The organism is Nesterenkonia marinintestina, from assembly GCF_025420485.1.
GTDB classification, from domain to species: Bacteria; Actinomycetota; Actinomycetes; order Actinomycetales; family Micrococcaceae; genus Nesterenkonia; species Nesterenkonia marinintestina.
On the sequence record NZ_JAOEFD010000001.1, the window covers coordinates 377,576 to 392,520 of the forward strand.

Annotated in this window: 19 protein-coding genes; 11 read left to right on the plus strand and 8 right to left on the minus strand. The window is 70.3% G+C overall.

What is annotated here, in order from left to right; genetic code table 11:
• Window position 1: 1 nt before the first annotated feature.
• Window positions 2-601: a GDSL-type esterase/lipase family protein gene (locus N7E59_RS01610; RefSeq protein ID WP_261623150.1), complete on the plus strand. Its 600-nt coding sequence runs from the start codon at window positions 2-4 to the stop codon at window positions 599-601.
• Window positions 602-720: 119 nt separating this feature from the next.
• Window positions 721-795 carry a 50S ribosomal protein bL37 gene (locus N7E59_RS11870; RefSeq protein ID WP_370446351.1) on the plus strand — a complete coding sequence of 25 codons (75 nt, stop codon included), beginning with the start codon at window positions 721-723 and terminating at the stop codon, window positions 793-795.
• Window positions 796-928: 133 nt separating this feature from the next.
• On the opposite strand, the gene rsrA is transcribed toward N7E59_RS11870, so the two are convergent.
• Together rsrA and N7E59_RS01620 are read right to left on the minus strand one after the other, a co-directional pair.
• Window positions 929-1,249 carry a mycothiol system anti-sigma-R factor gene (rsrA, locus tag N7E59_RS01615; protein WP_261623151.1) on the minus strand — a complete coding sequence of 107 codons (321 nt, stop codon included), beginning with the start codon at window positions 1,247-1,249 and terminating at the stop codon, window positions 929-931.
• Window positions 1,246-1,896, minus strand: coding sequence for a sigma-70 family RNA polymerase sigma factor (locus N7E59_RS01620; protein ID WP_261623152.1), 651 nt, complete (start codon window positions 1,894-1,896; stop codon window positions 1,246-1,248). Before N7E59_RS01620 ends, rsrA begins: the two co-directional genes overlap by 4 nt.
• A gap of 255 nt (window positions 1,897-2,151) precedes the next feature.
• Between N7E59_RS01620 and N7E59_RS01625 the strand changes: the two genes are divergently transcribed.
• The 8 genes from N7E59_RS01625 (at window position 2,152) to N7E59_RS01660 (ending at window position 9,127) form a co-directional block, all read left to right on the plus strand.
• The gene (locus N7E59_RS01625; protein ID WP_261623153.1) at window positions 2,152-2,787 is read left to right on the plus strand and encodes a DoxX family protein; all 636 of its coding nucleotides are present in this window, start codon (window positions 2,152-2,154) and stop codon (window positions 2,785-2,787) included.
• Between the two features lie 74 nt (window positions 2,788-2,861).
• A complete protein-coding gene (aroA, locus tag N7E59_RS01630) occupies window positions 2,862-4,217 on the plus strand; it encodes a 3-phosphoshikimate 1-carboxyvinyltransferase (protein WP_261623154.1) in 1,356 nt (451 codons plus the stop codon).
• On the plus strand, window positions 4,214-5,398 hold the full coding sequence (gene rsgA, locus N7E59_RS01635; protein WP_261623155.1) for a ribosome small subunit-dependent GTPase A: 1,185 nt from the start codon (window positions 4,214-4,216) through the stop codon (window positions 5,396-5,398). The genes aroA and rsgA overlap by 4 nt, the downstream gene beginning before the upstream one ends.
• The gene (gene hisN / locus N7E59_RS01640) at window positions 5,395-6,258 is read left to right on the plus strand and encodes a histidinol-phosphatase (RefSeq protein WP_261623156.1); all 864 of its coding nucleotides are present in this window, start codon (window positions 5,395-5,397) and stop codon (window positions 6,256-6,258) included. Before rsgA ends, hisN begins: the two co-directional genes overlap by 4 nt.
• A gap of 32 nt (window positions 6,259-6,290) precedes the next feature.
• The gene (locus N7E59_RS01645) at window positions 6,291-7,049 is read left to right on the plus strand and encodes a Pr6Pr family membrane protein (RefSeq protein ID WP_261623157.1); all 759 of its coding nucleotides are present in this window, start codon (window positions 6,291-6,293) and stop codon (window positions 7,047-7,049) included.
• A 25-nt stretch (window positions 7,050-7,074) separates the two neighbouring features.
• A complete protein-coding gene (locus N7E59_RS01650; protein WP_261623158.1) occupies window positions 7,075-7,722 on the plus strand; it encodes a PepSY domain-containing protein in 648 nt (215 codons plus the stop codon).
• Between the two features lie 98 nt (window positions 7,723-7,820).
• Window positions 7,821-8,501 (plus strand): PepSY domain-containing protein, encoded by a 681-nt coding sequence (locus N7E59_RS01655; protein ID WP_261623159.1) that lies wholly within the window; start codon window positions 7,821-7,823, stop codon window positions 8,499-8,501.
• A gap of 98 nt (window positions 8,502-8,599) precedes the next feature.
• Window positions 8,600-9,127 (plus strand): MarR family winged helix-turn-helix transcriptional regulator, encoded by a 528-nt coding sequence (locus N7E59_RS01660; RefSeq protein ID WP_261623160.1) that lies wholly within the window; start codon window positions 8,600-8,602, stop codon window positions 9,125-9,127.
• Between the two features lie 54 nt (window positions 9,128-9,181).
• On the opposite strand, the gene N7E59_RS01665 is transcribed toward N7E59_RS01660, so the two are convergent.
• The 6 genes from N7E59_RS01665 to N7E59_RS01690 all read right to left on the minus strand — a co-directional run bounded on the left by N7E59_RS01665 (window position 9,182) and on the right by N7E59_RS01690 (window position 13,888).
• Window positions 9,182-10,099, minus strand: coding sequence for an SseB family protein (locus N7E59_RS01665; RefSeq protein ID WP_261623161.1), 918 nt, complete (start codon window positions 10,097-10,099; stop codon window positions 9,182-9,184).
• A 5-nt stretch (window positions 10,100-10,104) separates the two neighbouring features.
• Window positions 10,105-10,914: a bifunctional 1-(5-phosphoribosyl)-5-((5-phosphoribosylamino)methylideneamino)imidazole-4-carboxamide isomerase/phosphoribosylanthranilate isomerase PriA gene (priA, locus tag N7E59_RS01670; protein ID WP_261623162.1), complete on the minus strand. Its 810-nt coding sequence runs from the start codon at window positions 10,912-10,914 to the stop codon at window positions 10,105-10,107.
• A 68-nt stretch (window positions 10,915-10,982) separates the two neighbouring features.
• Window positions 10,983-11,621 carry an imidazole glycerol phosphate synthase subunit HisH gene (gene hisH / locus N7E59_RS01675; RefSeq protein ID WP_261623163.1) on the minus strand — a complete coding sequence of 213 codons (639 nt, stop codon included), beginning with the start codon at window positions 11,619-11,621 and terminating at the stop codon, window positions 10,983-10,985.
• A complete protein-coding gene (gene hisB / locus N7E59_RS01680; protein WP_261623164.1) occupies window positions 11,621-12,238 on the minus strand; it encodes an imidazoleglycerol-phosphate dehydratase HisB in 618 nt (205 codons plus the stop codon). The genes hisH and hisB overlap by 1 nt, the downstream gene beginning before the upstream one ends.
• Window positions 12,239-12,318: 80 nt before the next feature.
• Window positions 12,319-13,458: a histidinol-phosphate transaminase gene (locus N7E59_RS01685; RefSeq protein ID WP_261623165.1), complete on the minus strand. Its 1,140-nt coding sequence runs from the start codon at window positions 13,456-13,458 to the stop codon at window positions 12,319-12,321.
• A gap of 82 nt (window positions 13,459-13,540) precedes the next feature.
• Window positions 13,541-13,888 carry a LysM peptidoglycan-binding domain-containing protein gene (locus N7E59_RS01690; RefSeq protein WP_261623166.1) on the minus strand — a complete coding sequence of 116 codons (348 nt, stop codon included), beginning with the start codon at window positions 13,886-13,888 and terminating at the stop codon, window positions 13,541-13,543.
• 306 nt (window positions 13,889-14,194) lie between these two features.
• Between N7E59_RS01690 and lexA the strand changes: the two genes are divergently transcribed.
• The gene (gene lexA / locus N7E59_RS01695) at window positions 14,195-14,944 is read left to right on the plus strand and encodes a transcriptional repressor LexA (protein WP_261623167.1); all 750 of its coding nucleotides are present in this window, start codon (window positions 14,195-14,197) and stop codon (window positions 14,942-14,944) included.
• The last annotated feature ends 1 nt before the right edge of the window (window position 14,945 follow it).

The following is a 14,945-nucleotide window of genomic DNA, read 5'->3' on the forward strand; positions in this document are numbered from 1 at the left end:
GGTGGATCGCAGCATCAGAATCGTCGCCGTCGGCAATGAGCTGCTCACCGGTGTGGGCGATCCGCGCGCCCTGGGCTGGTGGGGCCGGGTGCTCGCCAAGACCCCGCGTGAGACCGTCCACGTCGAGGACTACGTGCTGGCGATGCCCGGAGAAGGCGTGGAGGCGCTGTCCCACCGATGGCAGGCCGAGGCGGCGCCCCGGTTCTCGGCCGAGGCCGAGAACCACCTCGTCGTCGCCCTGAACGACACGGATCTCGACGGGCCCTCGAGCTCGGCCCGCTCCCGGCTGAACCTGGCCAATATCCTCGACCGCGCCTCGCAGGAGGGGATCCGGTGCCTGGCCGTCGGCCCCATCCCCACCCTCGACGCCGAGCGGAACCAGCGGATCTTTGAGCTCAACGCCGCCTACCAGGACGTCGCCATGCGCCGTTCCCACGTGTACGTGGACACCTACACACCGCTGGTGGACCACGAGCAGTGGCGTCACGACCTCGCGGCGAACGACGGCCGTCCGGGACAGGCTGGGTACGGGCTCGTCGCCTGGCTGGTGCTGCACCGCGGCTGGTACCAGTGGCTGAAGATGCACGAACCGACCTCCTGACTCGGCACCCAGTCTGCCGGCCCCAGTCTGCCGGCCCTAAGTCCGTCGGCATACGGTCCGAGTCGCCGAGGACCGGTGCCGCTCGGTATGCTGGACTGTGATCGACGAAAGGAGTCCCCATGGGAAAGCGCGGACGTAAGCGCCGGGACCGTCGGAAGAACAACGCGAACCACGGCAAGCGCCCCAACTCCTGAGGACCTGCCGGGCCGGTTCGCTCCGACCCCTGACGACGGTGCCCCTCGAGGCGCACACGAACGCTGAGCCCCCGCCGAGATCTCGGCGGGGGCTCAGCGGCGTCATGGGCCCGGGGACCCGGGACGGCAGACCTCAGTCCGTGCGGTGACCGGCTTCGACGCGGATCGCACTGATCCGCTCCATGATGGTGACCTTCAGTCCGTCCGGAGCCCGCTCCACGCAGGAGCGGCGGACCACGGTGCGGATGATGCACTCGAGGTCGTAGTCCTCCGCACAGTCGGGGCAGGCCTCCAGGTGGGACCGCACCTCGTCGATCTCGCTGCGGCTCAGCGCACCGTCGAGGTAGTGGTAGATCCGCTCCAGCCGCACCCCGGCCTCAGTGGAGTCGGTGTCCTCGGGGGCGCCGCAGCAGCGCTCGTCGGCCGTGCCGGCGCTCATGTCCTGCTCTGTCATGCGTCAGCCTCCTGCTTCCTGAAGCCTCGCTCACGGGCGTAGTCGGTCAGCAGCCCGCGCAGCAGCTTGCGGCCCCGATGCAGCCGGGACATCACCGTGCCGATGGGGATGTCGAGGATCTGGGCGATCTCCTTATAGGCGAAGCCCTCGACGTCGGAGAAGTACACCGCCAGACGGAACTCCTCCGGGATCTGCTGCAGCGCGTCCTTGATGTCGGAGTCCGGAAGGTGGTCCAGCGCCTCGGCCTCGGCGGACCGCAGCCCGGTGGAGGTGTGCTCGGCGGCCTGCGCCATCTGCCAGTCCTCGACCTGCTCCGTGTTGGCCTGCTGCGGCTGGCGCTGCCTCTTCCGGTAGATGTTGATGTAGGTGTTGGTCAGGATCCGGTACAGCCAGGCCTTCAGATTCGTGCCGGGCCTGTACTGGTGGAAGGCCGAGTAGGCCTTGGTGTACGCCTCCTGGACCAGGTCCTCGGCGTCCTGCGGATTGCGCGTCATCCGCAGCGCCGCCGAATACAGCTGGTCGACGTACTGCATCGCGTCACGCTCGAATCGGAGCCGACGCTGGGCGTCGGTCTCCGTCGCCACGTCGACGTGCGCTGAGTCTTCTCGGTCCTCTGCGTCTTCTGCGGTCACTTCGCGATCCTCCATCACAGGAGAGTCTACGCGCGTGCCCGTCGCGGCCTCCGCAGTGATCGTCATATCCTGGGCAACCACGCTCCGGGCGCGCTGATTCCCGTCGGCGGCAGGATTGGGTAGATTGTTCATCGGACGCCTGTCGAGCGGACTCCGCTCGCACGGATCCTGTCCGACGGGGAGACGTCCCACGTCAGCCCGTCGGCAGGTCGCACTTCAGGTCCGCCGGGCGGCATGGCCGTCGCACCGGAACCGCCACAGGAGGATGACATGTCTCTGACCCGCAAGATCGCCCGCCCGCTGCTCGGCGCCGCCTTCGTCGCCGAGGGGATCGGCCGCCTGCGTCACTCCGGAGAGGCCGGCGACAAGCTGGAGTCCTCGTTGCAGGAGCTCGAGTCGATGGTGCCGCAGGCCGAGCAGGTGACCGGCAATCCGCAGCGGACCGCTCAGGTGCTGGGCGGCGTCGAGGTCGCCGCCGGGGCGGCGCTGGCCATCGGCAGGTTCCCGCGCACCGCCGCCTGCGTGCTCTCCGGGGTCCAGCTGGTGAACACCTACGTCGAGTACCGGGGCGCCCAGCTCGACGACGTCGGAGATCTGCAGTCCCAGCGGGCCACGCTGCTGAAGAACCTCGCGATCCTCGGCGGACTGAAGATCGCCTCGGTGGACCTGGCCGGACGCCCGTCCCTGTCCTGGCGCGCTGAGCACCTGGCCAAGGACATGAAGAAGAACGGCACCGCGTTCCGCGACAAGACCATCAAGTGGGCCGAGGACCTCGGCGACGACGCCGTGAAGTCTGCCAAGGCCTTCGAGCGTGACGCGTCCAAGACCTTCAAGCGGGCCGAGCGCGACGCCAAGCGGTCGATCAAGCAGGCGGCCCGGGAGGCGGAGAAGAAGGTGGACTCCTGAGCCGCACCGTGCCGAGCACCTCTGCGACACCGGTGCCCCCGACCCCGTGGCCCTGCCCGCGGTCGGGGGCACCGGTGCGTGGACGGGTCGTCGTCCCGCCCTCGAAGTCCCTGACGAACCGACTCCTGCTGCTCGCGGCCCTGGCCGACGGCCCGTCGACGGTGGTGAACCCCCTCGACTCGCGGGACAGCCGCCTGATGCTCGAGGCCCTGCGCACCCTGGGCGCCGACGTGACGCACATCGACGACTGGGAGGCCACGGGCGAACCGGCCGTACGGATCACTCCCCTGCCCGCCCCGGCACTCGGCGCGGACCTGCCGCCCCTGACGATCGACTGCGGCCTGGCCGGCACAGTGATGCGCTTCCTGCCCGCCGTCGCCGCGCTGACCGGGCGCACGGTCCGCTTCGACGGCGACCCGGAGGCCCGGGTCAGGCCGATGGGCACCGTCCTCCGAGCCCTGGCCGACCTGGGAGCCGAGGTCACCGGGGAACCGATCGGAGACCCGCGGGCGACGGCTCCGTCGACGCTGCCGTTCACGCTCCGCGCCTCCGGCGGGCTGCCCGGCGGCGAGGTCCGCGTCGACGCCTCCGGATCCTCCCAGTTCGTCTCCGGACTGCTCCTGGCCGCACCGCTGATGCCTGAGGGACTGACCGTCCGCCACATAGGAGACGACGTCCCGTCGGCCGAACACGTGGCGATGACCGTCGATGTGCTGCGGGACCTCGGCGCGGCCGTCGACGACTCCGTCCCGCAGTGCTGGCGGGTCTCCCCCGGCCGGCCGCAGGCCTTCACCCGCAGGGTCGAGCCGGACCTCTCCAATGCGGGTCCGTTCCTCGCCGCGGCCGCCCTGACCGGCGGTGAGGTGTCGGTGCCGGGGTGGCCGGTCCGCTCCACACAGATCGGCCGCCGATGGACGGAGATCCTGCCCCGGTTCGGCGCCGAGGTCGACACCGCTCCCGAACCCTCGGCGGGACAGGGTGGGGCGACGGTGACCCTGACCGTCCGCGGAGCCCGCGACGCCGAGGGCGCACCGGTGGTCACCTCACCGGGGACCGTGGACGGCACCGCGGAGCTCACACCGACCGTCGCCGCCCTGGCTGCGCTGGCACAGGGCCCGACCACCTTCACCTCCGTGGCCCATCTGCGAGGCCATGAGACCGACAGGATCGCCGCCCTGGTGACCGAGCTGAGGCGGCTCGGCGCCCGCGCGGAGGAGACCCCCGACGGGCTGTCGGTGCTGTCCCCGGTCGACCGGGGCGGGACGGTCCGCTCCTACGCCGACCACCGCATGGCGACCTTCGGCGCCGTGGTCGGGCTGCGTCTCGACCACGTCTCGGTGGAGGACATCGGCTGCACGGCCAAGACGATGCCCACCTTCGCGCAGCTGTGGACCGATCTGGTGGACCCGACCCGGGGGACCGACGCATGAGTCGGCGCCGCACCCGCCGCGACTTCGACGAGTCCGACGTCCGCATCCGCCCCAACAAGCGCGGGTCTCGGCCCCGCACCAAGGAGTCCCCCTCCCACGACGACGCTGAGCTGGGACGTGTGGTCACCGTCGACCGGGGACGCTACACCGTCGTGCTCGATGTGCCCATCGAACCCACAGGGTCGGACCCGTCCGAGCCGGAGGCCCCTGCCCGGGTGGTCAGTGCGGTGCGCGCCAAGGCGCTGCGCCGCACACCGGTGGTCCCCGGGGACGTGGTGGCGCTGGTCGGCGACACCTCCGGCGAGGAGGGCACCCTGGCCCGTCTGGTCCGGATCGAGGACCGCTCCACCCTGCTGCGGCGCTCCGCCGACGACACCGACGACGCCGAACGCGTGGTGGTCGCCAACGCGGACCGGCTGCTGATCGTCGTCGCGGCGGCCGATCCGACGCCGCGCACCGGCTTCATCGACCGGGCGCTGGTCGCCGCCTACCACGCGGACATCGAACCGATCCTGCTGGTCACCAAGGCCGACCTCGCCCAGGACCCGGCCGATCCGGCGGGCCTGGTGACCCACTACGCCGAGCTGAGCCTGCAGACCGTGATCTCCGGACGGAGTGACGCACCGACGTCTCCGTCCTCCGACGACGACTCGCAGGAGCCGGTCCTGGACGCCGAGGCCGTCACCGAGCTGCGTCAGGTGCTGTCCGGGTCGGTGACCGCGATGATCGGCCACTCGGGCGTCGGCAAGTCCACCATGGTCAACGCACTGACCGGGGCGGATCGGGCCACCGGCGGAGTCAACGCCGTCACCGGTCGGGGACGCCACACCTCATCGTCGGCGGTGGCGCTGACGCTGGAGCCCGCCGCCGGCACGGCGCCCGAGCTCGCCCGCCGCTCCTGGGTCATCGACACCCCCGGAGTGCGGTCCTTCGGTCTGGCGCATGTGGGTCCCGACGACGTGCTCGCGGCCTTCGAGGATCTCGTCGAAGGCTCCGTCGACTGCGAGCCCGGCTGTCGGCACGAATCCCCACAGGGCGGCTGCGCACTCGACGAGTGGGTGGGCGAGGGCCGGGCCGGAGAGCACGGGCCGGCACGGCTGGCCTCTCTGCGAGGTCTGCTGAGCTCGCTGAGCGGCGCTGATGAGGGGCCGCAGACGAAGCGGCTAGGGTTGGGCACATGAGCCAGCACATGACCAGCGCATACACCGAGGATCTCCGGCTTGCGCACACGATCGCCGACGCCGTCGACGCTCAGACCATGGCGGCGTTCACCGCTATGGACTTCGAGGTGGAGACGAAGCCGGACCTGACGCCGGTCACCCAGGCCGACAGGAACGCCGAAGAGACCATACGCGGCCACCTGGCCCGCGCCCGCGGACGGGACGCCGTGCTGGGCGAGGAGTTCGGCTCCACCGGATCGGGCCCGCGTCGCTGGGTGATCGATCCGATCGACGGCACGAAGAACTTCGTCCGTGGGGTGCCCGTGTGGGCGACGCTGATCGCCCTGGTGGAGGACGGCCGGCCCGTCATGGGAGTGGTCAGCGCCCCGGCGCTGAACCGCCGGTGGTGGGCCGCCGAGAACGGCGGCGCCTACACCGGCAGGAACCTGATGAAGGCCAGGCAGCTGGAGGTCTCCCGGGTCTCGGAGCTCTCCGACGCCTCCTTCTCGTACTCGAGTCTGCACGGCTGGCGGGAACGGGGGCGCTCGCGGAACTTCCTCGAGTTCACCGATGCGGTCTGGCGCACCCGCGCCTACGGCGACTTCTGGTCCTACATGATGGTCGCCGAGGGAACCGTCGACGTCGCCGCCGAGCCGGCGCTGGAGCTCTACGACATGGCCGCCCTGGTGCCGATCGTCACCGAAGCGGGGGGCCGCTTCACCTCGCTCGACGGTGAGGAGGGCTGCACCGGTGCCGACGCGGTGGCCACCAACGGCATCCTGCATGAGCCGGTCCTCGCCGCCCTGGCGCCCGACGACCCCACGCCCTGGGCCCGCGAGGATGAGTCACGAAGCCCCGAGACACAGCACGACGACGCCTGAGGGTCGCTCGCACGCTCAGGCATGAGGGAACCATGAGCTCCGCATCCCACGCCGCACGGCACTCGGCCGCACCGCACTCCGTCTCACGGCAGACGCCGTTCGAGACGATCTCGCGGATCAGCTTCCTCGTCCTGGGTCTGGCCGCGAGCGCCGGCATCATCCTGTCGTTCGTCATCGGCTGGGGCAAGGACTCCGACCTTCCCCTGGGCTCGGGCTATCGGCACGTATTCTCCGCCGGCTGGTCCAATCTGCTCAACCAGCCGGCGTTCTTCACCTTCCTGTCCACCGCGCTGGTGGCGGTGACCTCCCTGATGCTCGCCGCGAAGCTGCACCGGACCTCGGAGATCTTCCGCGCACTTCGCCTGTGCGGGGTGATCTGCATGACCATCACCGGCGTCGTGTTCAACGTCCTGCTGCGCGAAGAGGCCCCTCTGCCGCCTCTGGAGCAGGTCAACGACGTCCTGCAGCACATCGTCCTGCCCGTGGCCGCACCGCTGCTCTGGCTGGTCTTCGGGCCCCGCGGACACGCCAAGCCCGCCCTGGTGTTCGTCTCGTCCTTCGTGCCGCTGTGCTGGTTGGCCTTCACCCTGGCCCGCGGGATGCTGATGGACTGGTATCCGTACACGATCCTGGACGTCCCGCGCCTGGGCTACGACGGCATCGGCATCTACATCGTCTCGATCCTGGGCTCCTACTATCTGATCGGACTTCTCATGTCCGGCTTCGACCGCCTCATGCCGGCGCCCCGATCCGAACTGCGCCACACCGGAGGGATGTCCAGCTCAGGTTGAGCTGGGACATGTAGGAATGAATGTCATGAACTCCTGGTCCCGCCCCTCCGCCGCCGTCGTCGCCGTCCTGCTCAGCGCCGGCCTGGTGAGCGCCTGCAGTCCGCAGGACGGCATCATCCCGGCCGACGACTCCGACGAGACCGCCGAGGAGGCCGTGCCGTCGAACGAGCCGACGGTGGAGAACGCGACCTCCGCCGACGACGTCGACACCTCGCTGGACGTGGCGCTGCAGGGGGTCGACACCGCCACCGAGTCCGAAGACGGGATGGCCGTGTCCTTCGACAAGGACGGCGGCGAAGAGGCCGGGATGCACACCGGGATACTGGTCGACGAGACGGAGCTGCGCACCGTGGTGACCAGCCAGGACGGCACCTCCGTGGTCGAGACCATCGACTCCGGCGAGGCCGAGGAGACGGTCCGCGACCTGGCTCCGGAGGTCGAGGTGCCCCTGCTGCGGGCCATGGCAGTCGCCCGAGGGGATTCGGCCGGCATGGTGCTCGAAGCACATCTGGAGGACCGTGAGGGGGAGCTGATCGTCTGGCACGTCACGATGCAGGGCCCGGACTCTGAGAACGTCGTCGTCATCGACGCGCGCAACGGCGCGATCGTCCCCGAGGGCGACAACCCCGTCGAGGAGCAGAACATCGGTGGGGACCCGGACGCCGAGGACTGACCGCGGTGCCGCCCACGACGATGACTTCTCATCGTCCTCTCATCGACGCGTCGGAGACTGGATACGTCACACACCGACGATCCCACTCAGGAGGACCCATGGACACGATCACTCGCCGCAGCGGACTCACCGCCCTCTCGACCGCCGCCGTCGCGGCCCTGATGCTCACCGCCTGCGACTCGGCCGACGAGGCGCTGGACGCGGGCGACGACAACGAGCCCGAGTCCAACGTGACCGTGGGGGCCGACGAGGGTGACGAGCAGGACGATGAGCAGGACGATGAGCAGACCGAAGAGTCCGACGATGAGGCCACCGACGAGGCCACCGGCGAGGAGGACGAGGACGGTGCCGGCGACGGTGCGGAGGACGTCGAGAACCACCCGGTCTACGGCGGGCTCTCGGCCGTCGAGGCGGAGTATCCCGACGGCATCGTCTTCGAGATCGACGACGAGGACTCCAGCTACGAGTGGCACGTCTACTCCGAGGGGACCGTGTACGAGGTGAAGGTCGACAAGCAGTCCCTGGAGATCGTCAGCACTGAGGAGGACGGCGCCCCCGGCGACGAGGAGCAGTCCGAACTCGACGCGATCGAGGTCGGACTGGAGGAGGCCCTGCGTTCGATCGAGGACCGGGCCGGTGATCCGTCGGGCGCCTTCGTCGATGAGGTCGAGCTGGACACCGAGGACGGCCTGGTCGTCTGGGAGATCGAGCTCGCCGACGGCACCGAGCTCGACGTCGACGTCTCCTCCGGCGACGTCGTCGGCGAAGAGTCCGACTGACCGGTCTCGGCCCCGTCACGACCGTCGACGGCCCGCATCGGTATCATGGTGGTCGCTGAGACCAGCACAGACGGACGAGGACGATGAGGTGAGGCGCCGTGACCAGCACGGACGGTATGGTGAGCGGCGCCGGGCCCACGGCTCCGGTCGCGGAGCAGCCGTGGCAGGTGCGCGGTCCGCACGACCGCACCGGCGCCTCGCCTCGGGCCCGCGCCTGGCGGACCTTCCTCGAGACCTCGGCCGTGGTGCGCAACAACCTGGAGAGGCACCTGCAGGAGCAGGTCGGACTCAGGCTCTCCGACTACAACTTCCTCCTGCTGCTCGCCGAGGCCGAGGACGGCTGTCTGCGCATGGGGGACCTCGCCGAACGCATGGTGTTCTCCCCCTCACGGCTGTCCTACCAGGCCAAGACCCTCGAACAGCGTGAGCTCATCAGCCGCTGTCCCGACACGCACGACCGCCGCGGGATGACGGCCCGCCTGACGCCGCAGGGCCATGACCTGTTCCGGCGGGCCTCCCATGTGCACGCCGCCCACATCCGGGAGCTGTTCCACGCAGTGGTCGACGAGGATGAGGCGCTGCAGCTGCAGAGGATCTGCCTGAAGATCCAGCGCAACGCCTCATGAGGTCGGCCCCGGACTGAGGACCGGCACACAGGCGCCCCGCCCCGGCGCCCGTCCTCAGTCCGGGTCGGTCAGGACGATCTCCACCGAGTCCGCCCGCCGTCGCAGCAGCTCCAGCTCCGCGACGCAGGTGCGCACGCTGGCCGCGGCGATCTTCCGATCGGTCTCGTCGAGACCCGGTTCGGGCACCACGGCGATCATCAGCTCCGGCCCGCTGCCCCCTCCGGCCACGGCGACGCCGTCGGAGGTGGTCGTGCCCACTCCCCGACCGGGCCGCACGATCAGACGCCGGACCCCCGGGCTCTGGTCGACGACCTCCTCGAGGGCTGAGGCCACCTCCCGGTCCTCATAGGAGGGAGTCCAGGGCGAGCCCTGCGCCAGCGCCGTCATCGCGGGTCGGCGCAGGACGAAGCTCAGACGGCTCCCCGGGTCCAGGACGGCCAGGTCGGCCCCCTCCCCCAGGGCCGCGAGCATGATCCGTCCGCTCTCGGCCGCCACCGGTCGTGCCTGCCGGTGCCATTCGGTGAGCGCCTCGACGCCGGTGAACACCGGCATCGTCCTGCGGCCCGATGCCGACGTGATCGAGACCAGGGCGATGTCGGCCTGCTTGTCGCCGCCCGAACCCGGCACGGAGTCCGCCCCGTCGGGGCGCTCCCCCTCGTCCGCGAGGGTCGCCATGACCGGGACGAAGAGACGCTGACCCCGCAGCGCGGCGACGAACCGAGCTTCGCTCAGCTCACCGGCGAGCAGCCGCTGTCGCGCACGGTCGACGGCGGGCGCGATCCTGCCGTCGTCGCCGTCGAAGGTGTGCAGGGGGTTGCCGTCCCCGGAGAGGTCGCGTCCGGACCAGGGGACGCCGGCCGAGTCCGCTGGTCGCCCCCGCTCGTCGGTGTTCGACCGCGCGAGCAGGGCGGCGATGTGGCCCGGCAGCTCGCGTGCGCCGGGTTCCTCGGTGTGCGCGGGCTCCTCCGTCATGCCGCTCAGGCGGACTCCGCGGCCACCCGCAGCGCCTGGGTGAGGTCGAACCGACCGGCGTAGAGCGCCTTGCCCATGATCGCGCCCTCGACTCCGGTGGAGACCAGTCGGGCCAGGGCGGCCACATCGTCGAGGGAGGAGATGCCTCCGGAGGCCACGACCGGTTTCTCGGTCCGCCGGCAGACCTCGGCGAGGAGCTCGGTGTTCGGTCCGCGCAGGGTACCGTCCTTGGTCACATCGGTGACCACGTAGCGCGGGCATCCCGCCTCCTCGAGGCGATCCAGGACCTCCCAGAGGTTCCCTCCCTCACGGGTCCACCCGCGGGCGGCGAGGGTCTCCCCGCGCACGTCGAGGCCGACCGCGATCGCCTCGCCGTGCCGCTCGATGGCCCGTGCGGTCCACGCCGGGTCCTCCAGCGCGGCGGTCCCCAGGTTCACACGCGTCGCTCCGAGGGCCAGCGCACGGTCCAGGGACTCGTCGTCGCGGATCCCGCCGGAGAGCTCGATGCGGATGTCCAGACGCTCCACCACGCTGGCCATGACCTCACGGTTGTGCCCCCGACCGAAGGCGGCGTCGAGGTCCACCAGGTGGATCCATTCAGCGCCCTGCTCCTGCCAGGTCAGAGCCGCCTCCACCGGGTCGCCGTAGCCGGTCTCCGAACCGGACTCGCCCTGAACCAGCCGCACAGCCTGGCCGTCGGCGACGTCGACGGCGGGAAGCAGCTCGAGCGCGGGGATGCTCGCCGGCCCCTCGGCGGACGCGGGTGCGGTCTCAGATCCGGTCTCGGTTCCGGTCTCTGGTGGGGTGTCGGTCATCTGTGGTCCGTTCGTCGTCGGTGTGGTCGGTGCGATCGGTGCGATCGGTGTCTCCTCGGTGCGGCGCCTCACAGGGCGGTGATCCAGTTCTGCAGCAGCTGCATGCCGGCGTCGCCGGACTTCTCCGGATGGAACTGGGTCGCCGACAGGGGTCCGTTCTCGACAGCGGCGACGAAGTCGGCTCCGTGATGGGCCCAGGTGACCTGCGGAGCGCGCATGGCCTCGGACAGCTGGTCGAACTCCCAGCTCTGCACCGCGTAGGAATGCACGAAGTAGAAGCGCTCGTCCCGGATCCCGGCGAACAGCTGCGAGTCCTGCGGTGGCCTGACCGTGTTCCAGCCCATGTGGGGGACGACCACATGGTCGGGAAGTGCGGTGACCTCACCGGGCCACTCCCCCATCCCCGTCGACGCCTCACCGTGCTCGACGCCGCGGTCGAAGAGGATCTGGTGGCCCACGCAGATTCCCAGCACGGGACGCCCCCCGGCGATGCGGCGTCCGATCCAGCGCGGTGCGTCGATCTCGCGCAGGGATCGGATCACGGCGCCGAACGCGCCCACTCCGGGGACCACCAGACCGTCGGCGGCGAGGACGGCCTCGGTGTCACGGGTGAGCTCCACGCGGGCCCCGGCGCGCTCGAGGGCCCGCACCGCGGAGTGGACGTTTCCGGAGCCGTAGTCCAGGACCACGACCTCGGGGCGGGCCATCAGAGGGACCCCTTGGTGGAGGGGACGGCGTCGGTGCGGGGATCGGATTCCACCGCCTGGCGCAGGGCGCGGGCGAAGGACTTGAACTGCGCCTCCACGATGTGGTGCGGATCCCGTCCGGAGAGCAGCCGCATGTGCAGGCAGATCCCGGCGTGGTAGGTGATCGATTCGAAGACGTGGCGGGTCATCGATCCCGTGAAGTGGCCGCCGATGAGGTGGTACTGCTGGCCCTCCGGCTCGCCGGAGTGCACCAGGTACGGTCGGCCCGAGACGTCGACGACCGCCTCGGCCAACGCCTCGTCCAGCGGGACGGTCGCCTGTCCGAACCGACGGATCCCGGCCTTGTCGCCCAGGGCCGTGCGCAGGACCTCACCGATCACGATGGCGGTGTCCTCGACCGTGTGGTGGACGTCGATGTGGGTGTCGCCGGCGGCCTCGACCGTGAGGTCGATCAGCGAGTGCTTCGACAGCGCGGTGAGCATGTGGTCGAAGAAGGGCACCGAGGTGGAGATCTCCGAGTGCCCCGTTCCGTCGAGGTCCATACGGACCGACACGGAGGATTCGCTGGTCCTGCGCTCCATCCGGGCGACGCGGTCGGCGATGAGTTCTGCTGCCATGGCTCCTGCTCAGGGGGACGACGGGTGTCCGTCCGAGGCCCGCGGCCTCCGACGGGGTGCGCAGTCGAGTCTACGCGGACTCAGCGACCCCCGGATGCGGCCAGGTGTCGGCCCAGGGACCCGAGGAACGCGCTCGTCTCCTCCTCCGTGCCCGCGGTGACCCGCAGGTGGCCTGCGATGCCGAGCTCGCGGACCAGCACCCCGTCGTCGAGGAGGTGCTGCCAGGCCGCGTGGGCGTCGGCGAGGCCGCCGAAGAGGACGAAGTTGGCGTCGGAGGGAACCGGTTGCAGACCCATCGCGGTCAGTTCGTCCACGATGCGGTCCCGCTGGGCCTTGATCCGCTCCACATTGGCCATCAGCGCCTCAGCGTGGTCCAGCGCCGCCTCGGCGGCGGCCTGGGTGATCGCCGAGAGGTGGTAGGGCAGCCGGACCAGCCGCAGGGCGTCGGTCACCTCCGGAGCGGCCGCCAGGTATCCGAGCCGCCCGCCGGCCAGCGCGAACGCCTTGCTCATGGTCCGAGAGACGATAAGTCGGGGACGGCCGTGCAGCAGCTCCAGCGCCGAGGGCGTCCCCGGCTGACGGAACTCGCCGTAGGCCTCATCGACCACCACCATGGTCTGCGAGTCGCCGGCGGCCTCATAGGCCGCTTCGACCACGTCGAGGCCCAGCGCGGTGCCGGTGGGGTTGTTCGGCGAGCACAGGATGACCACGTGCGGCCGGTGTCGGCGGATCTGGGCGACGACGTCGTCGGGCCTCTGGACGAAGTCCTCACCGCGGGTGCCGGCGACGTAGCGGCTGTTCGTCCCGCGCGCGTAGAGCGGGTACATGGAATAGGTCGGCGGGAAGGCCATCACCGTTCGGCCGGGTCCCGCGAAGGCCTGCAGGATGTGCTGCATGATCTCGTTGGAGCCGTTCGCCGCCCAGATCTGTTCGGCGGCGAGCCCATGGCCCAGGAAGTCCGCCAGCTTCTCCCGCAGCGCGGTGAACTCGCGGTCCGGGTAGCGGTTCAGACCGCGGGCGGCGGCACGGACGCGGTCCGTGATGGCCTCGACGACCTCCTCCGGCATGCCGTAGGTCGTCTCATTGACGTTGAGCATCGCGGCTACCGACAGCTGCGGCGCACCATAGGGCTCCTGGCCCCGCAGCTCGTCACGGATGGGCAGTGCGGCGAGCCTGTCGGCGGTGGATGAGGGAGAGTCGGCGGTCTGCTCGGTGGTCACCGCACCATCGTAGCGAGCGCGCCGGTCCTCCCGGGAATGCGTGCCCCACGGGGCCCGTACTCCAGGCCGTGACCGGGCACGATCAGCGGGAGACGGGGACATGCAGCCGCTGGCCCGGCTGGAGCTCCGAGGACTCGAGCCCGTTGAGCTCGGCGATCTGGGCGATCAGCGTCTGGACGTCCTCGTCCGCATCCACACGGGAGGCGACGCTCCACAGCGTGTCTCCGTGGCCGACGTCGACCATCTCAGCCTCGACTCCGACCGGAGCCTCTTCGGAGGCCTGCACCTGGTTGGCCGCCGCACCGGCCAGCAGCCCGAGCGCGAGGATGCCGAGGACGACGGCGGCCAGGACCGGCACACCGATGAGCAGGAACCGCCCCCGACGGGTCAGGGTGATGCCGGTCGGGGCGGAGGTATATGTGTGACGCATGGGGAAGCACCTCTCTCATGGGTCGGTGGACCGACCCGCTGTTCGAAGCTGTGTTCTAGTTCTAGCACATGTGTTCGAGTCATATCCAGACACACGTTCGAATATGTTGGTCCGGAAGTCGAAACTCCCGTAGCCTGAAGCCATCGTTCGAACCGATATTCGGATGACGTGTTCGACCACACCGTCCGCGGGGAGAGCCTCCTCGGCTCGGTCCCGCGTCCTGGTCAGAGTCCACCAGGCACCTCTGACACGTCCGGCGGCACGGCATCCGGTTCGGCTCACCAGCGTCCGACGAGAGGCACCGGCATGAGGCCCACCGAGCAGCCCGAGAAGTCGTCCAAGCCGCTGACCGATCGTCAGCGCAGCATCGTGGACATCATCCAGAGGTCCCTGGCCGAGCGGAGCTACCCGCCGTCCATGCGTGAGATCGGCGACGCCTGCGGCCTGGCCTCACTGTCCTCGGTGACCCATCAGCTGGCCCGGCTGCAGGAGCTGGGCTACCTCCGCCGCGTCCCGGGCAGGCCGCGCGCCATGGAGGTGCTCCGGGACTCCGACGGGCGTCTGCTCACCGAGGAGCTCACCCAGGAGGCTGGGGACGGCTCGGAGACCTCCGCGGAGCGCCGCGGCGGTGGGGACGACTCGATCGTCGACCTCGACGCCTACCGCGACGAGGCGGACTCCCGCCTCTCGGACATCCCCGTGGTCGGTCGGATCGCGGCCGGCGGACCCATCCTGGCCGAGCAGCACGTCGAGGACGTGATCCCGCTCCCCCGTCAGCTGACCGGCGAGGGGGAGCTATTCATGCTCCAGGTCCGCGGCGACTCGATGATCGAGGCCGGGATCTTCGAGGACGACTGGGTGGTGGTGCGACGCCAGCAGACCGCTGAGAACGGAGACATCGTCGCCGCGCTGCTCGAGGACGAGGCCACCGTGAAGACTCTGCGTCGTCGGGACGGCCATCAGTGGCTGCTGCCGCAGAACCGCGCCTACGAGCCGATCCTCGGGGACGAGGCGCTCATCATGGGGCGCGTCGTCACCGTGCTCCGCAGCCTGTGAC

Coding starts and splice junctions, on each gene's coding strand:
- rsrA (WP_261623151.1), bottom strand. CDS start 1,249: ATGACAGAGCAGGACATGAGCGCCGGCACGGCCGACGAGCGCTGCTGC.
- N7E59_RS01620 (WP_261623152.1), bottom strand. CDS start 1,896: ATGGAGGATCGCGAAGTGACCGCAGAAGACGCAGAGGACCGAGAAGAC.
- N7E59_RS01625 (WP_261623153.1), top strand. CDS start 2,152: ATGTCTCTGACCCGCAAGATCGCCCGCCCGCTGCTCGGCGCCGCCTTC.
- rsgA (WP_261623155.1), top strand. CDS start 4,214: ATGAGTCGGCGCCGCACCCGCCGCGACTTCGACGAGTCCGACGTCCGC.
- hisN (WP_261623156.1), top strand. CDS start 5,395: ATGAGCCAGCACATGACCAGCGCATACACCGAGGATCTCCGGCTTGCG.
- N7E59_RS01645 (WP_261623157.1), top strand. CDS start 6,291: ATGAGCTCCGCATCCCACGCCGCACGGCACTCGGCCGCACCGCACTCC.
- N7E59_RS01650 (WP_261623158.1), top strand. CDS start 7,075: ATGAACTCCTGGTCCCGCCCCTCCGCCGCCGTCGTCGCCGTCCTGCTC.
- N7E59_RS01655 (WP_261623159.1), top strand. CDS start 7,821: ATGGACACGATCACTCGCCGCAGCGGACTCACCGCCCTCTCGACCGCC.
- N7E59_RS01665 (WP_261623161.1), bottom strand. CDS start 10,099: ATGACGGAGGAGCCCGCGCACACCGAGGAACCCGGCGCACGCGAGCTG.
- priA (WP_261623162.1), bottom strand. CDS start 10,914: ATGACCGACACCCCACCAGAGACCGGAACCGAGACCGGATCTGAGACC.
- hisH (WP_261623163.1), bottom strand. CDS start 11,621: ATGGCCCGCCCCGAGGTCGTGGTCCTGGACTACGGCTCCGGAAACGTC.
- hisB (WP_261623164.1), bottom strand. CDS start 12,238: ATGGCAGCAGAACTCATCGCCGACCGCGTCGCCCGGATGGAGCGCAGG.
- N7E59_RS01690 (WP_261623166.1), bottom strand. CDS start 13,888: ATGCGTCACACATATACCTCCGCCCCGACCGGCATCACCCTGACCCGT.
- lexA (WP_261623167.1), top strand. CDS start 14,195: ATGAGGCCCACCGAGCAGCCCGAGAAGTCGTCCAAGCCGCTGACCGAT.